Consider the following 19,183-nt stretch of genomic DNA (forward strand, 5'->3'; position numbering starts at 1 on the left):
AATAAATTAATAATGCTATTAATCGAGTGTTATGTTCGTTTTAAGCGAATGAAAGATATGCCTAAGTTTTTTTGAGTTAGTCTTTTTTTGTAATTTAATGTTAATATTGTCGGAACAATAAAAAAATGGACTTTACTATGAAGTACTTACTGCTTACATTTTTTGCAGTGCTGAGCTTAATGCCCCGTGCTGCTGAAAACACGCAACTCCCTGTAGAATCATTCGCCTCTTTACGCGCTTTTAGCCAAGTAAAATTTTCGCCTAGTGGTGAACACATATCGTTTATTCGAAATGTGAATGGTGAGTTGGTTTTAATGGTTTATAACCGCAAAACTAAAGAAGCAGATGCTGTTATTCGTTCAGATAATCACACTATCTTCTTCGATTGGTATGAATGGGCAAATGATGAGGTACTGCTTTTAGGTGCACGCTATATTCAACGTCAATTTGGCGGCCCTAAATATACATCTACGCGTTTATATGCGTATAACATTGGTGGTGATGGAAAAGCGAAACTGGCTATAAAGCCTAACTTTAATCGTAATGAACGCCAACCGCAATTTGGTGATCAGGTCATCAGCTTTTTACCCGATCAAAAAGATAAAATTTTAGTTCAAGGTGACTTTGATGTTGCCAATGCCCCTGGCGTGTATGAACTTAATTTAAGTACACTTCGTAAGAAAAAAATTCAGCGCTCACGCAGTAAAGTGATTGATTGGACAGCAGACCGCCAAGGTAATGTGCGTATTGCCCTTAAAATGGATGAAGACGAATTCGAATATATTCTTTACGATGAAGATAGAGATAACCGTAAAACGTTATTTAAATATAAAGCATTTACCCCTGATGTAGTGACTGTTTTGGGCTTCGATAAAGACCCTAATATTCTTTATTTCAAAGCTCTTAAAGATGGCTATGATGCGCTTTATAAAATGGACCTAACGACCATGAAAAAAGAGTTAGTGTTCAGCGATGATAATTATGACTTCGACGGTCATATTTTCTACTCACCACTTACAGGTGAAGTAGCAGGCTTTACACACTCTCAATTAGATGAAGGGATCCGTTACTGGAATGAAGATTTAAATAAGCTCTATACAGGTTTACGCGCTGTTTTACCAAAAGATAAATTTGACATAGATATCATTGATACCAGTAAAGATCAGCGCCAATATGTGCTTTATTTAACAAGTGATGATAGTGCTGGAACTTACATGATTGGGAATCGCGATACCAGTGAGCTAACGGTATTTGCAAGCGCATTCCCAGATGTAAATGAAACAGTTTACAGCGGTAAAAAGAAAATCAGTTATAAAGCCCGTGATGGTTTAACTATTGAAGGGTATTTAACTTTACCTGTGGGTTACAAAGAAGGCGATAAACTACCCACTATTGTGTTCCCGCATGGTGGCCCTATGGCTCGTGATTACGCTGGTTTTGACTATTGGACTGCATTACTTGCTTATAATGGTTATGCAGTACTGCAACCAAACTTCCGTGGTTCTAGTGGCTATGGCCATGAATTTGAGATGGCTGCAGTTCAAGGTTTTGGTAAAGAAATGCAAGATGACTTGCAAGATGCGGCGAATTGGCTTGTTGAGGAAGGTATCGCTAATAAAGATAAAATCTGTATTGGCGGGGCAAGTTATGGTGGTTATGCTGCATTAATGGCGGTGGTTAAACACCCAGAAACATTCAAATGTGCAGCAAGCTTTGCTGGCGTTACTGATCTTGAGCGTATTGTTAGTAAAGCGCGTTATTTCACTAATAAAGAAATTGTGCGTAAGCAATTTGGAACTGATGGCGATAAACTAGAAAAAGTGTCGCCTGTTAATTTTGCAAAGCAAATTAATCGTCCGGTGCTATTGGTTCATGGCTCTGATGATAATGTAGTGCCTGTTTATCATAGCCGTGAAATGGATGATGAACTTAAAGACGAAGGTAAAGATGTTACTTACATTGAGCTTGAAGATGGCGATCATTACTTATCGCACCAGCCATACAGAATTAAAACGTTGAAAGCGTTTTTAGAGTTCTTCGATAAGAACTTGAAAAACTAGAATTAGCAAAGAAAAGGCGACCTAGGTCGCCTTTTTTAATACCTGATTCTGTGTCAATTTTATTTATAAGCTAATTCAGCATCAATATTGCGCATTAAGTTGGTGACCCAATTGATATATTGGCGGTGGATTTTTTTGCCATTGTAATCAAGGTTGATCGAATCTTTGTAATCAATAGAGTATTCTTGCTCGTTAAACGTTATATCAACGCGTAATTGGTGTTTACGAATATCAAGTTTACCTAAAATTTGACCTTCGGCATTTGAACGACACGTCCAGCCTAGTTTCATACATGCTTTTAAAATATTGGTTTTGATACTTTCAAGGTCATGTTGGCCAGACGCCATTTGCGGTACAGGGTTTGCGTCAAAGTTACGAATAGGCACACTGGTGCTACAAGCAGAAAGTGTAAGTAGGGTAAAAAGTGCAAGCGCTGCCTTTTTCATAGTAAGTCCTTTTTGGAAATAAAATCAGCGCGATTATGCGCTTTTTTTACCCGAGGGTCTAGGCATCGGGTAAAAACCACGCACTAATTGCACCAAGTAAGCCTAAGATACTGTAGAAAAAAATTAACTCAGCAGTAGTTAAGTAGGTATTTAGTAAGCCGACGCTACCTAGCAGTAATAATATAACTCCGATCACCGTATTACTAACAGAGACATAGTCAGTGCGCTTGTTTCCTTCAGCCATATCAACAAGGTAGGTTTTACGACCAAGGCGAACCCCTTGATGAGCTACGGTGAGTAAAAAATAACAGAGCGGTAATAGCCAAAACTCATTGAGCGTTTGTGGGCTTAGATAAGCAACTAAATAAACGGCGAAACCGTTGAGGGTGACGAGCATTGCAGCAAACACTAATACCTTGCGGCTCGATAAGTCACTTAGTCGACCCCAGATAGGCGCAGAGACTAAGCTGGCAAGCCCAGAAAGCGCCATAAACGTAGCAAGTAGTGAAAAGTCGAAAGCCTGTTCACTAGCAAGAACGATATAGAACGGGGCGCTCAAAGCAGAACATAGCAACAACGCACGGGTGATAATAAAGTGGGCAAATTGTTTATCTTGGTAAAGCAGTTTTAATTTTGATAAAGCATGCAAAAAGCCGTTTTCAGCGCCCTCGGTTGCGCCCTTGTATTCTTGAATGCGGCTATAACTGAGCGCTGCAAACAGCCACATTAAAGCGGCCAGCATTAAAGCAACATACACCCCATTTTCATAGCCAAGGCTTTGTAGATACCATAAACCAAGACCAAATGTGAGCGTTGCAAATCCGGCAAAACTCGCAGCAAGACCGCTAATACTGCCTCGTTGTTGTTTAGGTATGACCTTGCCTAATACATCTTTTGCAGCAATGGAATTAAAGCCACGAGCAAGGCTAAAGATAATCAAAATCGCGATGATAGCAAAACCTGCTGTTGCACCTTGAAGTGTTAAAGCACAAATAAGCATGCCTACAATACACAAAGCTTGCACTATGGCGCCAATCACCCAAACCCACTTTCTAACTGGGAGCCTACGAATAGCACTGGCGATGGCCAGTTGTGGCAACATTGAGCCTGACTCACGAATAGGCACAAGCCAAGCAATAAAACTACTTGGTACATTAATGCTTTGCAGTAGCCAAGGCAGAGTCACTTTAGGGTTTAGCAGGGCATCTGCAAACTTACTAAATAGTTGGCTCACTAATAAAGTAATAAAATTGCCGGGTACCACTTTACAAGCAGCTTCATCAATCGCTTTACAGGCACGGGCATCTTCGGTATTGCTAAGACGTTGATAGATATCTTCTTTACTGAGCTTTTTCATACTGTTTATTTTTATGAAAAAGGGCCGTTAAGCCCTTAAAAATCTTCCTTAGAGTGGCGCTCTGCTAATTGCTCAGCTTCATCACCCCAAGTTCTATTGACTCTACGACCTCGTTTTACAGCAGGGCGGCGCTCAATTTGTTTTGCCCAGCGCATCACATGGCTGTATGACTCAACATCTAAGAACTCTGCCGCATCGTATAAATTGCCAAGTACCAAGCTGCCATACCAAGGCCAAATAGCGATATCGGCAATTGAATATTCGCTACCAGCCATATAGTCATGGTCGCTTAAATGACGGTTTAATACGTCTAGCTGGCGTTTTACTTCCATGGTGAAGCGATCAATTGGGTACTGCATTTTAAATGGTGCATAACTATAAAAGTGACCGAAGCCTCCGCCTAAGTAGGGGGCAGAGCCCATTTGCCAAAACAGCCAATTACGACATTCTGTTTTACTGGCGTGATCGCTTGGGATCAGCGCATCAAACTTTTCTGCCAGGTATTGTAAAATTGCACCTGACTCGAACACGCGAGTAACGGGTGTGGTACTGTGATCCATTAAGGCTGGGATTTTTGAATTAGGGTTAACACTGACAAACCCTGAAGAAAATTGGTCACCATCGCCAATTTTAATTAAAAATGCATCGTAGTCGGCTTCATCAATACCAAGCTCTAATAGCTCTTCGAGCATGATAGTGACTTTTTGGCCGTTTGGTGTCGCAAGCGAGTAGAGTTGTAGGTCATGTTTACCAACGGGCAAGTCTTGCTCGTGGGTTGCACCTGAGACCGGACGATTTGTCTTCGCCCATTCACCACCGTTTTCTGCATCCCATTGCCACACTTTAGGTGGCGTATAACTGTCGGTATTACTCATTGAAACTCCTAAATTGTGCTTTAATGAATGTCATTACGAGACTACCATCCTAGTTGATCAGATAGAGCAAGGGAAGTACAGTTATTAATTATGAATAACAAGGAGGATGACATGAAAAAGCATGGTTTAGCCATTGGCCTTGAGCGCACTGGCACGACTTTTTATCTCACAATGAAAATTGTTGGGAAGCTTACCCACGAGGATTATAAAACTCTCACTCCGCTTATAGATAATGCTGTAGCGGCAGTTCCGAGTGCAAAAATAAGAGCCTATGTTGATATTACTGAACTAGAAGGCTGGGAGTTACAAGCCGCGTGGGATGATTTTAAGCTAGGCCTTAAACACAACAAAGAGTTTTGCCGTATAGCAGTAGTTGGTAACAAACACTGGCAACAAGTGGCAAGCAAAGTGGGTAACTGGTTTATCAGTGGCGAAGTGAAATACTTTGAAGACCCGATTATTGCCTCTGAGTGGTTACACGAATAAGGAATTAAGTGATAGAAAACAGCCAATTAAAGGTGGCGACATTTAATTTATATAATTATTTAGCGCCACCTGACGCCTTTTATGATTTTCAGCGCATTTATAGCGCTGAGCAATGGGCCAAAAAGCAGCGCTGGTTGGCCGATTACCTTAAAAATCAGCAGCCAGATATTATTGGCTTTCAAGAAGTGTTCAGTATCAATGAACTAAAACATCAAGTTAACGCAGAGGGTTACCCTTATTTTGCAGTCGTTGATGAGCCAACGGTGATTGATGACTTTATTTATCGCGATTCGGTTGTGGCCATTGCCTCACGCTTTAAAATTGTTGCTGTCAGTCAGGTTGAGGCAGAGCAAGATGATATTTTAGCGATGGGCTTGAGCGATAATTTTAACTTTAGCCGCAGTATTATTCGCGCAACACTTGAAGTACCTCACTTAGGACATGTCGATTGCTATGTAGTGCACTTTAAATCTAAGCGCAGCATGCTCCATCACCAAGATGATGAAAGCCACAGCGAACAGCAAAACTTAGTTATGCAGTTAAAATCGCAAGCCCTTGGGCGCTGGGCATCAAGTATGCAGCGTGGCAGTGAAGCAGCGCTGTTACTCGTTGAAATTATTAAGCGCAGAGCGCACACCAATAACCCTGTGATTGTGATGGGGGACTTTAATAATGAGTTACACGATGGTGTGCTTAACCATTTAATCGCTGACCACCTTCGTTTTAGCGGTCATAGCCCAAATAGCCCATCTCGTTCAGAGTTTAAACTACAAGATAGTTGGCAACTCTATCAGCGACATGTTGTCACCGAGAACGACAGAGAAGCCACCCACTATTTTGGTAGTAGCAGCTCAGTATTTGATTATATTTTGTTATCCCGTGAGTTTGATGCCGGGTTTCAGAGCAGCTTTTTCGAGGTAGTTGATTATCACACCTATGATCAGCACTTAATCAACCCACAGTTTGCCTATGATGATCAAAGTACCGACCATGGCGTTGTGATGGTGACAATGAAGTTAAGAGACTAGAAGCTTATAGCTTTCAGCTTTCAGCTTTCAGCTTTCAGTTTAAAGCTTAGGGCTCTTTTGTTTATCACGTTTTGCCATAATATAACCGATAAATGCGCCGCTGATTGCGCCGAATAAATGGCTTTCGAATGAAATATGAACGCGCTGCGGAAAAACACCCCAAATCAGGCCGCTGTATAACACAACAACCGCAATACTGATTAAAATGGCTTTGAATGAGCGGTGCATAATGCCGTAGCTAATTAAATAGCCCCATAAACCGTAGATAACACCACTTAGTCCTACATGAATATTGCTGCGGCCAAATAGCCATACTAGTAATCCACCAATGAGCGCAGTACCGGCAAACACCAGCCAAAAGCGTTTAACGCTAAATTGGCAAACTAGCCAGCCGAGAATAGCAAATGGCACTAGGTTACTAAAAAGGTGTGCCCAGCCACCATGTAAAAATGGCGCAAAAAATACCCCTGATAAACCAGACATCTGCCTTGGTAATATACCTAAACCGTTTAAATTTATGCCGGGTAGGGAATTAACTATTTGCAGTACCAAGCACACCAGCATAATGCCGAAAATTGCGAATCGTTTACTACTGATAGGAGGAATTTTGACAGTTTTTTTTTCAGTCATGATGAGAAGCTCTTAAATCAATGTGACCGAATGAGTATAACTTATTAAAAGTGAAGGTAAACACCTTGATATGCAAGGTGTTTACTAAAGGTCTAGGGCATGTTGACCTAGTCTAACCTAATTTGGTCAGTAGTTTTTTCGCGGCAAGCTCAGAGCTTGCAGGGTTTTGCCCTGTAATTAGTAGGCCATCTTCAATTGCAAGCTCGCCCCAGTCATCAGTTTTTTGATACTGACCACCTTGTTTGATTAACTCATCTTCAACAAGTAATGGCACAACATTGGTAAGCTGTACGGCATCTTCTTCTGAATTACTAAAGCCTGTTACTTTTTTATCAAATACCACAGATTTACCAGCGGCATTTTTCGCATTCAGTAATACGGCACTGGCGTGACATACTGCACCGACTGGCTTATCTGAGTTAAGAAATTGCTCAATTAAGCTAATCGAATCTTGGTTATCAACTAAATCCCATAACGGACCATGGCCACCTGGGTAAAATACCGCATCAAAATCATCGGCTTTAACTTCAGCAAGAGGTTTAGTATTAGCCATTAAAGTTTTTGCTGCGCTGTCTTGCTCAAAACGTTTTGTGGCATCGGTTGCCGCATCAGGGGCTGCACTGTTTGGATCAACCGGAGGTTGGCCACCTTTAACAGAGGCTAAAGTTACCTCTACACCAGCATCAATAAAGGCGTAGTAGGGTGCTGCAAATTCTTCGACCCAAAAACCCGTTTTATGGCCTGTATCGCCAAGCTGATCGTGTGAAGTAAGTACCATTAAAATTTTCTTAGCTGACATAGTGAATCCCTTTTTGTGTATTAAACATCGTCGATAACACTATAGGGGTGAAAATAGAGTTAAACAACGCAGATAAATTTGACTTCATTGGATTAATAATTGATACAATGATTCAGGTTCGGTTAGGAGTTTGTATGAAAGTATCGTTTGAGCAGCTAAAAAGTATGGTGGTATTTGCCCACATTGTGCGGCAAGGCAGCTTAACTAAAGCGGCTCAACAACTTGGTCTATCAAGGGCTGTAGTTAGTTATCACTTAAAGAAATTAGAACAGCAATTAAAGCTCACGTTACTTAACCGCTCAACGCGTACCATGACCCTCACCGAAGCAGGTATGGCTTATTATGAACGTTGTCAGGCTATCACCGAGCACGCTGAGGCTGCTAACTTACACCTTGAGAACTTAAAGAGTGAACCGGTTGGGGTTATTAAATTGAGTTGCCCGGTGAATGTAGGCTTGCAACTTGTGGTACCGGCACTTGCTCAGTTTAAGCGTTTGTATCCGAAAATTGATCTTGATTTACAGCTTAGTGATGATGTGGTTGATATCATCAAAGAAGGCTACGATTTAGCGATTAGAGGCGTGGCCCTTGAAAGCTCAAACTTACAAGCCACTAAACTTGCAAGTATGGCGACTTGCTTATGTGGTTCAGTCGATTACTTTACAAAATACCCTATACCAAAGAGCATTGCTGATTTAGCAGAGCATACATGGGTGGTGTATCAACCAAGTAGTGCTGTTGTCACGCTCGAAAAAGAGAAACGCCGCTTTGAGGTGGCAGTTAGTGGTGGCATAAGTACCAATAACGCTGCTGCACGAACTGCCTTTGTAGAAGCTGGGCATGGCTTAGCTAAAATCCCAGTTTATGATGCATTGCCAAGGATCAAAGCAGGATTGTTACGCACAATCTTAGATGATTACAAAACTGCCGATATTGAACTCTATGGCGTATTCCCGCCAGGGGCGGCGGGAAGTAAAAAAATGCGGGTTTTACTTGATTACTTGAAGGATTATTTTACTAATCAAGTTGCCACTATGACGATTTAAACAAGCGTGCGATTAAATAAAGCAACGGCTTGTTGATACATGCTGATGGCAAGGGCTGGATCGTATCGGTCGCCTTCGTCGCGCATAAACGCATGTTGGGCGTTCACTTCTTGCCACTGGTAATTAATGCCTGTTGCCACCGCTTGTTGGTAAATTTTAAGGCGGCCTTCTTTTGGTACATGAGGGTCTTGTTTACCCCAAACAAAATGAATTTCACCTTTAATATCTGCCATGCGCTCAAATGAGTTATTACCTGCTTGTGCTGGTAAAGTATCGCTGTGTATATCTGTCGCGTATAAACAAAAAGCGGCTTTGATACTCGGGTTTAATGCAGCACGGTATGCAAGGTGACCACCAATACATACGCCCATGGCACCTACATTGCCTGTGCAGTAATCTTGCTGACGTGCAAATGCAATTAAGGCGTCAGTATCTGAGTCATGGCTCTCAAGCGGTTTTGCCCATTTGTCGGCATTGCCTTTGTCTTTACCTGCATCATCATAGGCAAGTACTGTCCCAATAGGATTTAACTCATGAAAAACTTCTGGCACTAACACGACAAAGCCATGACCAGCAAGTATTGCCGCAGAGCGTGCAATTGGTGCTGTTTCTTGGAAAATCTCAGAGTAGAAGATAATACACGGGTATTTACCTTCTTCTACAGGGCGATAAATACTGGTGCGCATTTCACCTGTGTTGGTCGCTATGTCGTGGCTATGGTGCTGAATAATCATGTTTATCCTTGTAAAAAACGGTTTAGCTAATAATACCTCAGCCCCACCTTTTGGACGAGTAAAAGCCCTTGAAATTTATTGATGCTCAGTTAACTCTCTGAGGCAGGATACTGCATACAGCTTGCGTAATAGGTAAGAGTAGCAGGCCAGTCAGAGAAAATAGCCATCACACCCACTTGCTTAGCAAGGACGTCTACCACTTTCATCATTTGCCCATCTTGTTTAATTACACGGGCAATCGACTGGTAATAATAACCACCGCCATTATTTAATGGACCAGAGCGCTCTAAACTCCAAGTAATGATGTTCAGTCCGGCTTGTTTAGCTTTAATAGCATAAAGCGATGGCACGATTGCACCTGACTCATCAAGGCTTAAAAGCATCCACATTGGCGGTGCGATAATGCGTACTCCATCGTCATACAGAGCCTGCATTGATGGCTGCCAAGTTGTTTCATCCATCGCATCAAAGTCTGCTTGCTCATCTCGGCCATCAAGATAAATACTGTTGCTCGCAAATTCAGGGTGATTGTTTAGCCAATACTTCACATCTTCAAGATTAAATGATTGCGGATACACATCATCGCTATTCACACCTAAATCCCGATACTCATCAAGCATTTTTTGCGCATAATCTTGCTGGCTAAAACCGTTAAATGGCATGCTAACTTCTGGGCTTTTTAGCTCGGGTGTCATTTTTACACCCAGTGATTTGAATAACTCAATGCTTTGCTGGTGGGTCATAACAGTGCCACTGTTTGCGTATAAATCAGTGCGCCAGCTTGGTGTACCTTGCATATATTCTGCGACGGTTTTGGCATTTGCATTGGCGCCATCCATTTTAGCTTTTAAGGTTAAAAACTCAGCTTGGGTGATATCGCTGGTACAGCATTTAGCCTGAGCTGGTTGGCCGTCTTTGGCCGGGGTAAAAGGTTGGCTGCATTTTGCAGCGAGCTCAGGAATCGCTAAAATGTTGGTAGTGGTGTGTAAATCACACTGTGAATGGCGACACACGAGTTGTTTGTCTTTAGTAAAGGCGACGTCACATTCAAGTACGCCAGCGCCCATTCTTGCAGCGGCTAAATATGACTCTTTGCTGTGCTCAGGAAACTGCATGGGGGCACCGCGATGACCAATTACAAAATCAGTTTTATAGAAAGGGCCATTAGCGCATGTCGCAAGTTGCTGCTTTAAAGGTCCATCTGTCATCTTGTCGATTAAATAGTAAGGCCTAGCACCCACTTGCACTGCCTGCTCCTCAGGCAGACTTTTACAACCTTGAATAATGAAAACTAAACAACATAAAACCAGTGTGCGCATAACAGCATTCCTCTAATCTAATCGAGTTTAGCCTATCATTGCTCCATGGCAGTTTTATTAAGTTTCTGATTTATAATAAGTGCTAATAAGATAATCGCTGCGCCGATGGTAAGCTTGATGATATCGGCATCACGATTCCAAATCACAATGTTAACGATGATCCCTGCTGGAATCAGGAGATTATTCATTACGGCCAAGGCACCTACATTGACGATGGTCGCGCCCTTATTCCAAGCAAAATAACCAAGCCCTGAAGCAATCGTGCCTAAGTAAATTAACACGCCCCATTGTGTCGTTGTGGTGGGTAGCTTACTGGTATCCCCAAATAAACCGTAACAAATCAGTGCGACAATTAAAGCGCCAATAAAGAACCAAGCAAACACCCGAGAGTGGGGGAGCTGCTCATCTTGCATTAAACGTTTGTAGGTTACTTGCCCAGTGGCAAAGCAAATATTGGCAGCCTGCACCATTAACATACCAATAAGGTAGTTCTCATCGACGCCTTCATAGCGAATAGCAACGGCGCCTAAAATAGCCAGTAATGCGGCGAATAAAAACTTGGCATTAAAACGTTTTTCAAGCAAATCGTTTAACAAAGTGATGTAAAGTGGCGTCATTACCGTGAATAGCAGTACCTCGGGCACGCTAAGGTACAAAAACGAATGGTAATAGAAGCTGTACATCACACCAAGTTGTACTGCGCCAATAGCCATGAGCTTTAGGGCTAAGGCTTTAGGAGTTTTACGCCAGTGTAAAAAGGGCAAAAATACGCAAGTTGCCAAGCCAATACGCATTAATACACTAAACCATGCATCCACTTGGCCTGCTAAATAGACACCAATAAGACTAAACGAAAAAGCCCAAAGCAGGGTTACAGCAAATAAGTAGGTCATGTTATTCGAGTTATGTGCAAAAAGGGCAGTGTATATGAGATGGCTGAAAATTAAAATTGCCCATGACGGATAATACGCGGTCATGGGCAATGGGGGGGTTAGGGTTGGCTGGCAACAAAGGCTTTGGCTTGTTGCTTTAAAAGCTCAAGTGCGTTGCTATCGTAAAACGTGCTGTGCGAGACAACACCCTTTAGCGTTTGTATATTACGAATATCAATAAGCGGGTTTTTTGAAAGCAAAATGAGATCCGCTACTTTGCCTTCACTAAGGGCACCGTATTGCTGTTGTTTATTTAAAAATTTAGGCCCCGCAAGTGTCGCAGCTTGCAGCGTTTGCAGTGGTGTTAGGCCATATTCAGTAAAAATACTCAGTTCTTGGTGTAAAGAAAGCCCCGGATAAATATACGAATTTAAAAAGCCTGCATCTGTGCCTGCAATAATGCTCACACCTGCTTGTTGGGCGATAGGGAGTAACTGTGCGGTTTTAATAAAACGCTCTTTGCGCTGTTTGATTTGTGCAGGGGTGTCTTTGTTAGCTCTATCAACTCGCCATTGATAAGTCGCTTTTAAACCCTTACCTAAATAATCTAAATAGGCATCGTCCTGATGATTATCTTCATCAATGTAAGCCGTTATTTTGCCACCAATCAAGGTTGGCACCACGGCGGTGTCGTTGTTAGCAAGAACCGTAAACTTCTCAATGGCTGTTGGTTCATCAAACTGCGCGGTGATAATGGGCAGCGCAGTGCGATAGCTCAGCTCTTTTGAGGCAACCTTTGCAGAAATATCCGCTTCGTTTTTAGCCGCAGCTTTAAGCATATAGGTCATATGCTCAATAGCATCAAGCCCCGCCTTGGAGACATCAGTCACAGACAATGAAAATGGAATATGCCCCGAAATTTGGTAACCCCGTTTTTTAACCTCTTTTACTGCCTTTAGATAAAGCTCAGGCGTTAAAGCGCTGTCGGTAATTTTGATAAAATCAACGTCCATGCTGTCTAACAGATCCATTGCAGCATGCATTTCTTCAGTCGTTTCTACTTCTAAATCACCAGGCCAAATAGACCCTTTACCTTCTAATTTCGGGCCTGAGGTGAAAATAGTTGGCCCCACTAACTGACCTTGTTTTACTTGTTCTCGCCAGCTAAGTACAGATTCACTTAAATCAGCCGCAGCATCACGAACAGTCGTTACGCCGTAAGCTAAATACAGTGGCAAGAGCTGTTTATTCTCTTCAATAAGCTCATCACCACCGCCAAAATGAACATGCATATCCCATAGACCAGGCATGACATACTGACCTTTGGCATCAATCAATGTTGAGCTTTGATAGTGGCTACTTAAAGATTTATCGCTACGTTTAATGATAATTCCATCGCGAATGGCAAGAGATTGCTGTGTTGCGATAGCCCCAGTTTGCATATCAATAATTTGGGCGTTTTCTATCACGATATCGGCACGCTCATCTGGGGTTGATGAACATGCAGCTAATGCTGAGCAAAGTCCTAAAAGTAAAGCGTTTTTCATGTGTGAGCTCGTGTTTTTCTTTGAGATTAGCAAAAACGAGTTAACTGACAACGACTTTGAGGTGAATAGGAATAAAAGCGGGGTGAAAATTTAATTGATACTTAAAAAGTATGAGGGTTGCCCCTCATACTCTAAACAACAGTGTGATTATTCAACTAAACCACGACGCTTTAATAGTGCGTCTGTTGTTGGTTTTTGACCACGGAACTCAATGTAGCTTTGCATTAAGTCGCGGCTGTTACCTTTTGATAAAATCTCTTTACGGAAATTATCACCGTTTTCACGTGTTAAGCCACCTTCTTCGGTCATGTGTGCAAACGCATCTGCTGCGAATACTTCAGTCCAAAGGTAAGCGTAATAACCCGCTGAGTAACCACCGGCAAAGGTGTGGCTGAAGTAGCAAGACTTATAGCGTGGTGGTACTGGGTAGTAAGCAATACCGTGCTTGTCTAATGCATCATGTTCAAACTTTTGAACGTCTGTAATGTCAGCATCAACACCAAATGAGTGCCATTCCATATCAAGCAGTGCCGCAGCTAAATACTCAGTTGTATCAAAGCCTTGGTTGAATTTTTGTGACTCAAGTACTTTATTTAAAAGCGCTTTTGGAATTGGTTCACCTGTTTTGTAGTGCTTGGCATAGTTTGCCAGTACTGTTGGTTCAATATTCCAGTCTTCGTGTGCTTGTGAAGGGAACTCAACAAAGTCACGAGCAGTGGCTGTACCCGCTAAGCTTGGGTATTTAACATCAGAGAATAAACCGTGTGCAGCGTGACCAAACTCATGGAACATAGTCGTTACTTCAGAGAAAGTCATGAGTGTAGGTTGGCCTTCAGCTGGCTTAGGAATGTTCTGTGCGTTGTAGATCACAGGCATAGTGTCTTTAAGACCGCTTTGGCTAACATAAGCACTCATCCAGGCACCACCACGTTTACCTTCACGTGCGTAAGGGTCCATGTAGAATAGGCCGATAGCGCTACCGTCTTCGTTAAATACTTCAAACACCATGACGTCTTCGTGATAAACCGGTAGGTCTTTACGCTCTTTAAAGGTAATACCGTAAAGTTTATTCATCGCAAAGAATAGACCGTCGTGGATCACTGACTGCATTTCAAAGTAAGGCTTAACTAAAGCTGGGTCTAAGTCGTACTTCTCTTGGCGAACTTTTTCAGCGTAAAACGCCCAGTCCCAAGGTTGAAGTGCAAACGTTTCACCTGACTTTTTGATTACTTGCTGGATTTGCTCTGCTTCTGCTTCTGCTTTAGCAACCGCTTTCGGTGCTAAGTCATCAAGGATGCCGTAAACATTTTCAGTTGTTTGCGCCATACGGTTAGTCATTACATACGAAGCCCAGTCTTTATAACCAAGTAATGCTGCTTTTTCTGCACGTAGCTTAGTTTCTTTAATGATGATAGGGCTGTTTGTTGCTTGTGCACGCGTTGAAGACGTTGTCCAAATCTTTTCACGAAGCTTGCGGTTTTCAAGGCTTTGTAAGATAGGTTGGCGAGTCGTGTTCACCAGTGTGATCATGTAACCTTCTTTACCTGCTTTTTTGGCAGCAGCTGCAAGGCTTGCAATTTCACCTTCAGATAAACCCGCTAATTCACTTTTATCTTTAACTAAAATCACATCTTCTTTGAATGACTTTAAGATGTTTTGTGAAAACTCAGTTGAAAGCTTGGCAAGCTCTGCGTTGATTTCACGCATTTTTGCTTTTTCAGCTTCAGTTAGTTTTGCACCTGCGTTTACGAACTTTTTGTAGTAGTAATCAACAAGACGTTGATCTTCAGCATTTAAAGACGCTTTGTTGTCGTAAATGCTTTGTACGCGAGCAAATAAAGCTTTGTTTAAGTAAATGTCATCAGTGTGAGCTGACATAATCGGCGCCATTTTCGCGGCGATACGTTGGTACTCACTGTCAGAGATTAAACCCGATAGATTAAAAAATGCCGCTGACGTGCGGTCTAATAGCTCACCAGAGTACTCCATAGCAACAAGGGTATTTTCAAATGTTGCTGGTTCTGGGTTGTTTGCAATCTTTGCAATTTCAGCTTTTTGCTGTGCGATGCCTGCTTCAAACGCTGGCTCGTAATCTTTGGTAGAAATTTTATCAAACTCAGGGGCCATGTATTGTAAAGGGCTTGGCTTGAAAAGAACGTTTTCAACATTAGCTGTTTGTGTTTCAGCGGCAGTTTCAACTTGAGTTTGAGTGTCGGCTTGTTGTGAACTACAAGCAGATAATAAAAGCACACTAGCAATCGTAGTTGCTACTAAGGTCTTACGCATGAGAGCTCCAAAAATGTGGATAAATCTTTTCTAACTTATCAAATTTTTGGCTAGAAACAATCAAGTTTGTCGTCTGAATGGGGAATTTGAACGCAAATAATGTGATGGAGGGGATAAATGTGCGTAAAAAGCCATCAATTTTGTTTTAATGGCTCACTTAAGTAAAAAGTGGCACTAGCTGCCAGTTTAAATCTTGTTGGTAATAAATCACCATAGGTTAGTTGTAACCCAACACAAACTTTTTCTCTGAGCCAAAGCTTTCTGGCATAGCGTTGCCAAACTCTTTGTTAATTAAAGTCAGTGAGTGTTCTTGCTCAGCAAGTAAGTTTAAGATGCGGTTACGGTACTCTAAACTTGATTCAAATAAGTTTAGATCGACCAAGGGTTGTAAAGTGGCAAGTTTTTGTGTGAGCGTCATTTGTGACATTGTGTTCTCCTCGTGCTATTCAAAGCCTGTGAAACTTCAAGCTCTCTCTATGTATATAGCAGCTGTAGTCTAAAATAGTTAATAATTAGCGCATATTGCGCATAAAGAACTTAGTATTTACCAAGTTTTCACCTATTATGCCGTGCTAAACTTAGTCACAACTGAATCAAACTCATTTTTTACTAGGAATGTTAATTTATGACCCTTGCTGATCTGCAATCTGCACTATCGTTTGTCTTGTTCACCTACAACGATGTGCAAATTACTGTACTAAAAGTAATTCAAGTACCTTTGGTACTGTTTTTAATGTGGTTTGTGGTCACCTGGATTGGTCGATTAATTAAAAAAGCATTGCAGGCAAAAAACCTAGGTCCTGACACAGTTCACCTGTTCACGCGTATTTATCTTGTTGTTACTATTGCTGTGCTCGTGTTTACCTCGCTTGAGGTGCTCAATATTCCTCTGACGGCGTTTGCATTTGTTTCTGGTGCCATTGCTATCGGTGTTGGTTTTGGTGCGCAAAACATTATTAATAACTTTATTAGTGGTTGGATATTAATGTGGGAGCGGCCAATTCGTATTGGTGACTTTTTAGAAGTAGGTACAGCAAAAGGGGTTGTCGAGACTATTAATACCCGTTCAACCCGTATCCGTCGTAACGATGGTGTGCATATGCTGGTACCTAATAGCCATTTATTAGAAAACACGGTAACTAACTGGACCTTAATTGACCGTAATGCTCGTTCGTTTGTAAATGTTGGCGTTGCTTATGGTTCAGATGTGGTATTGGTTGAAAAGCTGATGAAGCAAATTCTTAATGAGCATCCAGCCATTTTAAAAACACCTGCATCGTCAGTATTGTTTGATGACTTTGCTGATAGCTCTTTAACTTTTAGCGCTATTTTCTGGGTATGTGCTGAATCAGAAGCACCGCTTCGCCAAGTGCGCAGTGAGCTGCGTTTTAGCATCTATAAAGTATTTGCTGAAAACAACATTACTATCGCATTCCCGCAGCGCGATATTCATATTGATGGTGAAATTGCTTTAACAAGGCGTAACAGCCAAAAATAAAAAAAGCGGCTAAGCCGCTTTTTTATGCTTGTTCATTGAGTTTTTTCAGCTTCAAAGCAAGTAACACCATCATTATGCCAAACACGATTGCATAGCTTGCTACTAGCCACAGGAGGGTGATTATGCCTGCGCCTGGGTTAAATATCAGGTAGCCACCAAAGATTATTGAAATAATACCGCTACCAATTAGCAGCCACTCATTACTAATCTCTTTACGTAGTTTACTCGCAATCAATATTTCAATTACACCGATAGCAATGGCCCATGCGGCAATAAAGTAGAGCATTAAGATAGCCGTTACGTTGGGAGCAAACAGGGTTACAAGTGCAGCAGCAATTGAAATCAAACCACCCACTAATAGCATCCACCAAAGTGGGTTTTCATTTTTTGAAGCAATAGCTAACCAAGTTCTAATGGCACCATCGACAAAAAAGTAAGCGGCGAAAATAAACATCAGAATCGCTAGTGAAGCTTCTGGGGCAAACCAACCACACAAGCCAAAAACGATGGCAATGGCGCCATGGATCATCAATGACGACCAATGAGGAATGAGTGAACTTGAAATCTGCATTATCGTTTTCCTTTGCTTTAGTCTCTATATAACTAACATCTCAGCGCTTACTTGCAAAGATTTTTAATTATTTTTTGTACAGTTACACAAACCATGCTCTAATTTAATTAGCTGAATATTTCAGCGATTTAATGTTTATCTAACAAGGAATAAAGCGTGAGCCGTTGTAATACCCAGTTTTCATTACAATTTAGTAAATTATTAGTGTGTTTTTTACTGTTGTTTAACGCGCCATTATGGGCAACAACCACACCAGAAGTGACCGTTAAATCCTTAATTGAAAAAGACAGCAAGGAAGAACAAGTCGAACAAAAGCCCGTCAAACAAGAATCAGAAACCAATACACCTGCAACAGCTGAAAAAGCGCAGGAACCTCTCGAAGATGACTTGCCCTATGATGCCTTTGACCGGATAACGCCACGTAGTTCAATGCAGGGTTACTTAAAAGCGGCTCGCGCTCGCGATTTTGAACTGGCCAGCCATTATCTTGATTATCGTAACTTACCTAAAGAAGTTGAGGCATTAGGAAAAATTCAACTTGCTGAAAATTTATCAGTGGTACTGGATCGTACCTTATGGGTTGATGTTGATAACTTGAGTAATAAGCCTGAAGGTAAACAAAAAGAAAGTGTGCCTAGCTATCGTGATTTGGTGGGGGAAATCAGTACATCACAAGGTAAGGTACAAATTTTATTACAACTAGTACCTGATGATAAAACAGATAATCGGATCTGGAAAATATCAAATGCAACGGTAAGTCAAATACCGTTACTCACCAAAGAGTATGGTTATAACAAAGTAGGTGAATGGCTATATGATAACCTGCCAGACATCGAATTTTTGGGGGTGATGCTTTGGCAATGGATTTATTTTGCCTTCTCATTTGTGTTGTTTTTGCTAGTCGCGATTATCATTACTCGCTTAATTACATTTATCCTAGCACATTTGAAAGTACCTGTAGAAAATGACGTTATTGGTTTTATTAATGGGCCAATTAGCCTGTTACTTGCTGTGTTTATGGCGCGTTCATTGAACGACCAATCAAATGTCACTATTGCTGTAATGGCGCTATTCCATGGCGCAACTGTGTTATTAATTGCGTGGGGTTGGATTTGTTTACGTGCTGTGGATCTTGCCAAACACAGATTAAGCCAGCGTTTTATTAAACAAGATAAGCCACAAGCGATTTTCTTATTACGACCTATAAGCAATGTAGCAAAAACTCTGATTGTCATTTCATTGCTATTTATGTGGTTTGAAAATTTAGGCTTTAATGCTACTACCTTGTTAGCTGGCTTAGGCATTGGTGGGCTTGCTATTGCCCTTGCAGCGCAAAAAACTGTTGAGAATATCATTGCTGCAATCACCCTTTATATTTCTGCGCCGGTAAAAATAGGTAATCTATGTAAATTTGGCAGTCAGTTGGGGACTGTGGAAGAAATAGGCTTAAGAGCCACGCGTATCCGAACCCTTGACCGCTCTGTCATTTATGTAGCAAATGCCACGGCAAGATCATTATAAATTGAACTTATAGAGCAAGTAGTGATCAGATCAAGGCATAATAATTACTTGGTCGCATAAATATGAGCACTACTTTTCTGAAACATTTTAATTCAATTACAGATCCTC

The 19,183-nt window shown here is 41.5% G+C and carries 18 protein-coding genes; 6 read left to right on the forward strand and 12 right to left on the reverse strand.

Annotated features, from left to right (window positions below; all coding sequences use genetic code 11):
* The first annotated feature begins 137 nt into the window (after positions 1-137).
* Positions 138-2,060 (forward strand): alpha/beta hydrolase family protein, encoded by a 1,923-nt coding sequence (locus L1272_RS05300; protein ID WP_138601398.1) that lies wholly within the window; start codon positions 138-140, stop codon positions 2,058-2,060.
* 59 nt (positions 2,061-2,119) lie between these two features.
* On the opposite strand, the gene L1272_RS05305 is transcribed toward L1272_RS05300, so the two are convergent.
* From L1272_RS05305 to yghU, 3 genes are read right to left on the reverse strand one after another with little or no spacing between them, the layout of a single operon-like run.
* A complete protein-coding gene (locus L1272_RS05305; protein WP_054551808.1) occupies positions 2,120-2,506 on the reverse strand; it encodes a hypothetical protein in 387 nt (128 codons plus the stop codon).
* A 58-nt stretch (positions 2,507-2,564) separates the two neighbouring features.
* Positions 2,565-3,863 carry an MFS transporter gene (locus tag L1272_RS05310; protein WP_054551807.1) on the reverse strand — a complete coding sequence of 433 codons (1,299 nt, stop codon included), beginning with the start codon at positions 3,861-3,863 and terminating at the stop codon, positions 2,565-2,567.
* Between the two features lie 35 nt (positions 3,864-3,898).
* A complete protein-coding gene (gene yghU, locus L1272_RS05315; protein ID WP_054551806.1) occupies positions 3,899-4,738 on the reverse strand; it encodes a glutathione-dependent disulfide-bond oxidoreductase in 840 nt (279 codons plus the stop codon).
* Between the two features lie 111 nt (positions 4,739-4,849).
* Between yghU and L1272_RS05320 the strand changes: the two genes are divergently transcribed.
* Both L1272_RS05320 and L1272_RS05325 read left to right on the forward strand, forming a co-directional pair.
* Entirely contained in the window at positions 4,850-5,224 is a 375-nt protein-coding gene (locus L1272_RS05320) for an STAS/SEC14 domain-containing protein (RefSeq protein ID WP_054551805.1), read from the forward strand.
* 8 nt (positions 5,225-5,232) lie between these two features.
* Positions 5,233-6,252, forward strand: coding sequence for an endonuclease/exonuclease/phosphatase family protein (locus L1272_RS05325; protein WP_235372911.1), 1,020 nt, complete (start codon positions 5,233-5,235; stop codon positions 6,250-6,252).
* A 39-nt stretch (positions 6,253-6,291) separates the two neighbouring features.
* On the opposite strand, the gene L1272_RS05330 is transcribed toward L1272_RS05325, so the two are convergent.
* Both L1272_RS05330 and L1272_RS05335 read right to left on the reverse strand, forming a co-directional pair.
* Positions 6,292-6,882 (reverse strand): rhomboid family intramembrane serine protease, encoded by a 591-nt coding sequence (locus L1272_RS05330; protein ID WP_187490558.1) that lies wholly within the window; start codon positions 6,880-6,882, stop codon positions 6,292-6,294.
* A gap of 112 nt (positions 6,883-6,994) precedes the next feature.
* Complete coding sequence (locus L1272_RS05335; protein ID WP_187490557.1) at positions 6,995-7,681, reverse strand: type 1 glutamine amidotransferase domain-containing protein; 687 nt, start codon at positions 7,679-7,681, stop codon at positions 6,995-6,997.
* A 134-nt stretch (positions 7,682-7,815) separates the two neighbouring features.
* Between L1272_RS05335 and L1272_RS05340 the strand changes: the two genes are divergently transcribed.
* Positions 7,816-8,727: a LysR family transcriptional regulator gene (locus tag L1272_RS05340; protein WP_235372912.1), complete on the forward strand. Its 912-nt coding sequence runs from the start codon at positions 7,816-7,818 to the stop codon at positions 8,725-8,727.
* On the opposite strand, the gene L1272_RS05345 is transcribed toward L1272_RS05340, so the two are convergent.
* The 6 genes from L1272_RS05345 to L1272_RS05370 all read right to left on the reverse strand — a co-directional run bounded on the left by L1272_RS05345 (position 8,724) and on the right by L1272_RS05370 (position 15,912).
* Positions 8,724-9,461 carry a dienelactone hydrolase family protein gene (locus L1272_RS05345; RefSeq protein ID WP_235372913.1) on the reverse strand — a complete coding sequence of 246 codons (738 nt, stop codon included), beginning with the start codon at positions 9,459-9,461 and terminating at the stop codon, positions 8,724-8,726. The two genes, L1272_RS05340 and L1272_RS05345, sit on opposite strands and share 4 nt — an antisense overlap.
* Before the next feature lie 89 nt (positions 9,462-9,550).
* The gene (locus tag L1272_RS05350; protein ID WP_235372914.1) at positions 9,551-10,780 is read right to left on the reverse strand and encodes a glycerophosphodiester phosphodiesterase family protein; all 1,230 of its coding nucleotides are present in this window, start codon (positions 10,778-10,780) and stop codon (positions 9,551-9,553) included.
* A gap of 35 nt (positions 10,781-10,815) precedes the next feature.
* Entirely contained in the window at positions 10,816-11,673 is an 858-nt protein-coding gene (locus L1272_RS05355; protein WP_054551798.1) for a carboxylate/amino acid/amine transporter, read from the reverse strand.
* 98 nt (positions 11,674-11,771) lie between these two features.
* Positions 11,772-13,199: an amidohydrolase family protein gene (locus tag L1272_RS05360; protein ID WP_235372916.1), complete on the reverse strand. Its 1,428-nt coding sequence runs from the start codon at positions 13,197-13,199 to the stop codon at positions 11,772-11,774.
* A 147-nt stretch (positions 13,200-13,346) separates the two neighbouring features.
* Positions 13,347-15,485 carry a M3 family metallopeptidase gene (locus L1272_RS05365; protein ID WP_194441708.1) on the reverse strand — a complete coding sequence of 713 codons (2,139 nt, stop codon included), beginning with the start codon at positions 15,483-15,485 and terminating at the stop codon, positions 13,347-13,349.
* A gap of 217 nt (positions 15,486-15,702) precedes the next feature.
* Positions 15,703-15,912 (reverse strand): hypothetical protein, encoded by a 210-nt coding sequence (locus L1272_RS05370; protein WP_138616917.1) that lies wholly within the window; start codon positions 15,910-15,912, stop codon positions 15,703-15,705.
* 198 nt (positions 15,913-16,110) lie between these two features.
* Here L1272_RS05370 and L1272_RS05375 point away from each other — a divergent pair, with 198 nt between their 5' ends.
* Complete coding sequence (locus L1272_RS05375; protein WP_054551795.1) at positions 16,111-16,983, forward strand: mechanosensitive ion channel family protein; 873 nt, start codon at positions 16,111-16,113, stop codon at positions 16,981-16,983.
* Between the two features lie 22 nt (positions 16,984-17,005).
* Here L1272_RS05375 and L1272_RS05380 read toward each other — a convergent pair whose 3' ends face one another.
* The gene (locus tag L1272_RS05380) at positions 17,006-17,554 is read right to left on the reverse strand and encodes an HdeD family acid-resistance protein (RefSeq protein ID WP_054551794.1); all 549 of its coding nucleotides are present in this window, start codon (positions 17,552-17,554) and stop codon (positions 17,006-17,008) included.
* A gap of 156 nt (positions 17,555-17,710) precedes the next feature.
* Here L1272_RS05380 and L1272_RS23200 point away from each other — a divergent pair, with 156 nt between their 5' ends.
* Positions 17,711-19,075 carry a mechanosensitive ion channel domain-containing protein gene (locus L1272_RS23200; RefSeq protein ID WP_235372917.1) on the forward strand — a complete coding sequence of 455 codons (1,365 nt, stop codon included), beginning with the start codon at positions 17,711-17,713 and terminating at the stop codon, positions 19,073-19,075.
* Positions 19,076-19,183 lie beyond the last annotated feature (108 nt).

The sequence above is a fragment of the Pseudoalteromonas sp. PAST1 genome, assembly GCF_021532515.1.
Lineage (GTDB): Bacteria > Pseudomonadota > Gammaproteobacteria > Enterobacterales > Alteromonadaceae > Pseudoalteromonas > Pseudoalteromonas simplex.

Coding starts and splice junctions, on each gene's coding strand:
- L1272_RS05300 (WP_138601398.1), top strand. CDS start 138: ATGAAGTACTTACTGCTTACATTTTTTGCAGTGCTGAGCTTAATGCCC.
- L1272_RS05305 (WP_054551808.1), bottom strand. CDS start 2,506: ATGAAAAAGGCAGCGCTTGCACTTTTTACCCTACTTACACTTTCTGCT.
- L1272_RS05310 (WP_054551807.1), bottom strand. CDS start 3,863: ATGAAAAAGCTCAGTAAAGAAGATATCTATCAACGTCTTAGCAATACC.
- yghU (WP_054551806.1), bottom strand. CDS start 4,738: ATGAGTAATACCGACAGTTATACGCCACCTAAAGTGTGGCAATGGGAT.
- L1272_RS05320 (WP_054551805.1), top strand. CDS start 4,850: ATGAAAAAGCATGGTTTAGCCATTGGCCTTGAGCGCACTGGCACGACT.
- L1272_RS05330 (WP_187490558.1), bottom strand. CDS start 6,882: ATGACTGAAAAAAAAACTGTCAAAATTCCTCCTATCAGTAGTAAACGA.
- L1272_RS05335 (WP_187490557.1), bottom strand. CDS start 7,681: ATGTCAGCTAAGAAAATTTTAATGGTACTTACTTCACACGATCAGCTT.
- L1272_RS05340 (WP_235372912.1), top strand. CDS start 7,816: ATGAAAGTATCGTTTGAGCAGCTAAAAAGTATGGTGGTATTTGCCCAC.
- L1272_RS05345 (WP_235372913.1), bottom strand. CDS start 9,461: ATGATTATTCAGCACCATAGCCACGACATAGCGACCAACACAGGTGAA.
- L1272_RS05350 (WP_235372914.1), bottom strand. CDS start 10,780: ATGCGCACACTGGTTTTATGTTGTTTAGTTTTCATTATTCAAGGTTGT.
- L1272_RS05355 (WP_054551798.1), bottom strand. CDS start 11,673: ATGACCTACTTATTTGCTGTAACCCTGCTTTGGGCTTTTTCGTTTAGT.
- L1272_RS05360 (WP_235372916.1), bottom strand. CDS start 13,199: ATGAAAAACGCTTTACTTTTAGGACTTTGCTCAGCATTAGCTGCATGT.
- L1272_RS05365 (WP_194441708.1), bottom strand. CDS start 15,485: ATGCGTAAGACCTTAGTAGCAACTACGATTGCTAGTGTGCTTTTATTA.
- L1272_RS05370 (WP_138616917.1), bottom strand. CDS start 15,912: ATGTCACAAATGACGCTCACACAAAAACTTGCCACTTTACAACCCTTG.
- L1272_RS05375 (WP_054551795.1), top strand. CDS start 16,111: ATGACCCTTGCTGATCTGCAATCTGCACTATCGTTTGTCTTGTTCACC.
- L1272_RS05380 (WP_054551794.1), bottom strand. CDS start 17,554: ATGCAGATTTCAAGTTCACTCATTCCTCATTGGTCGTCATTGATGATC.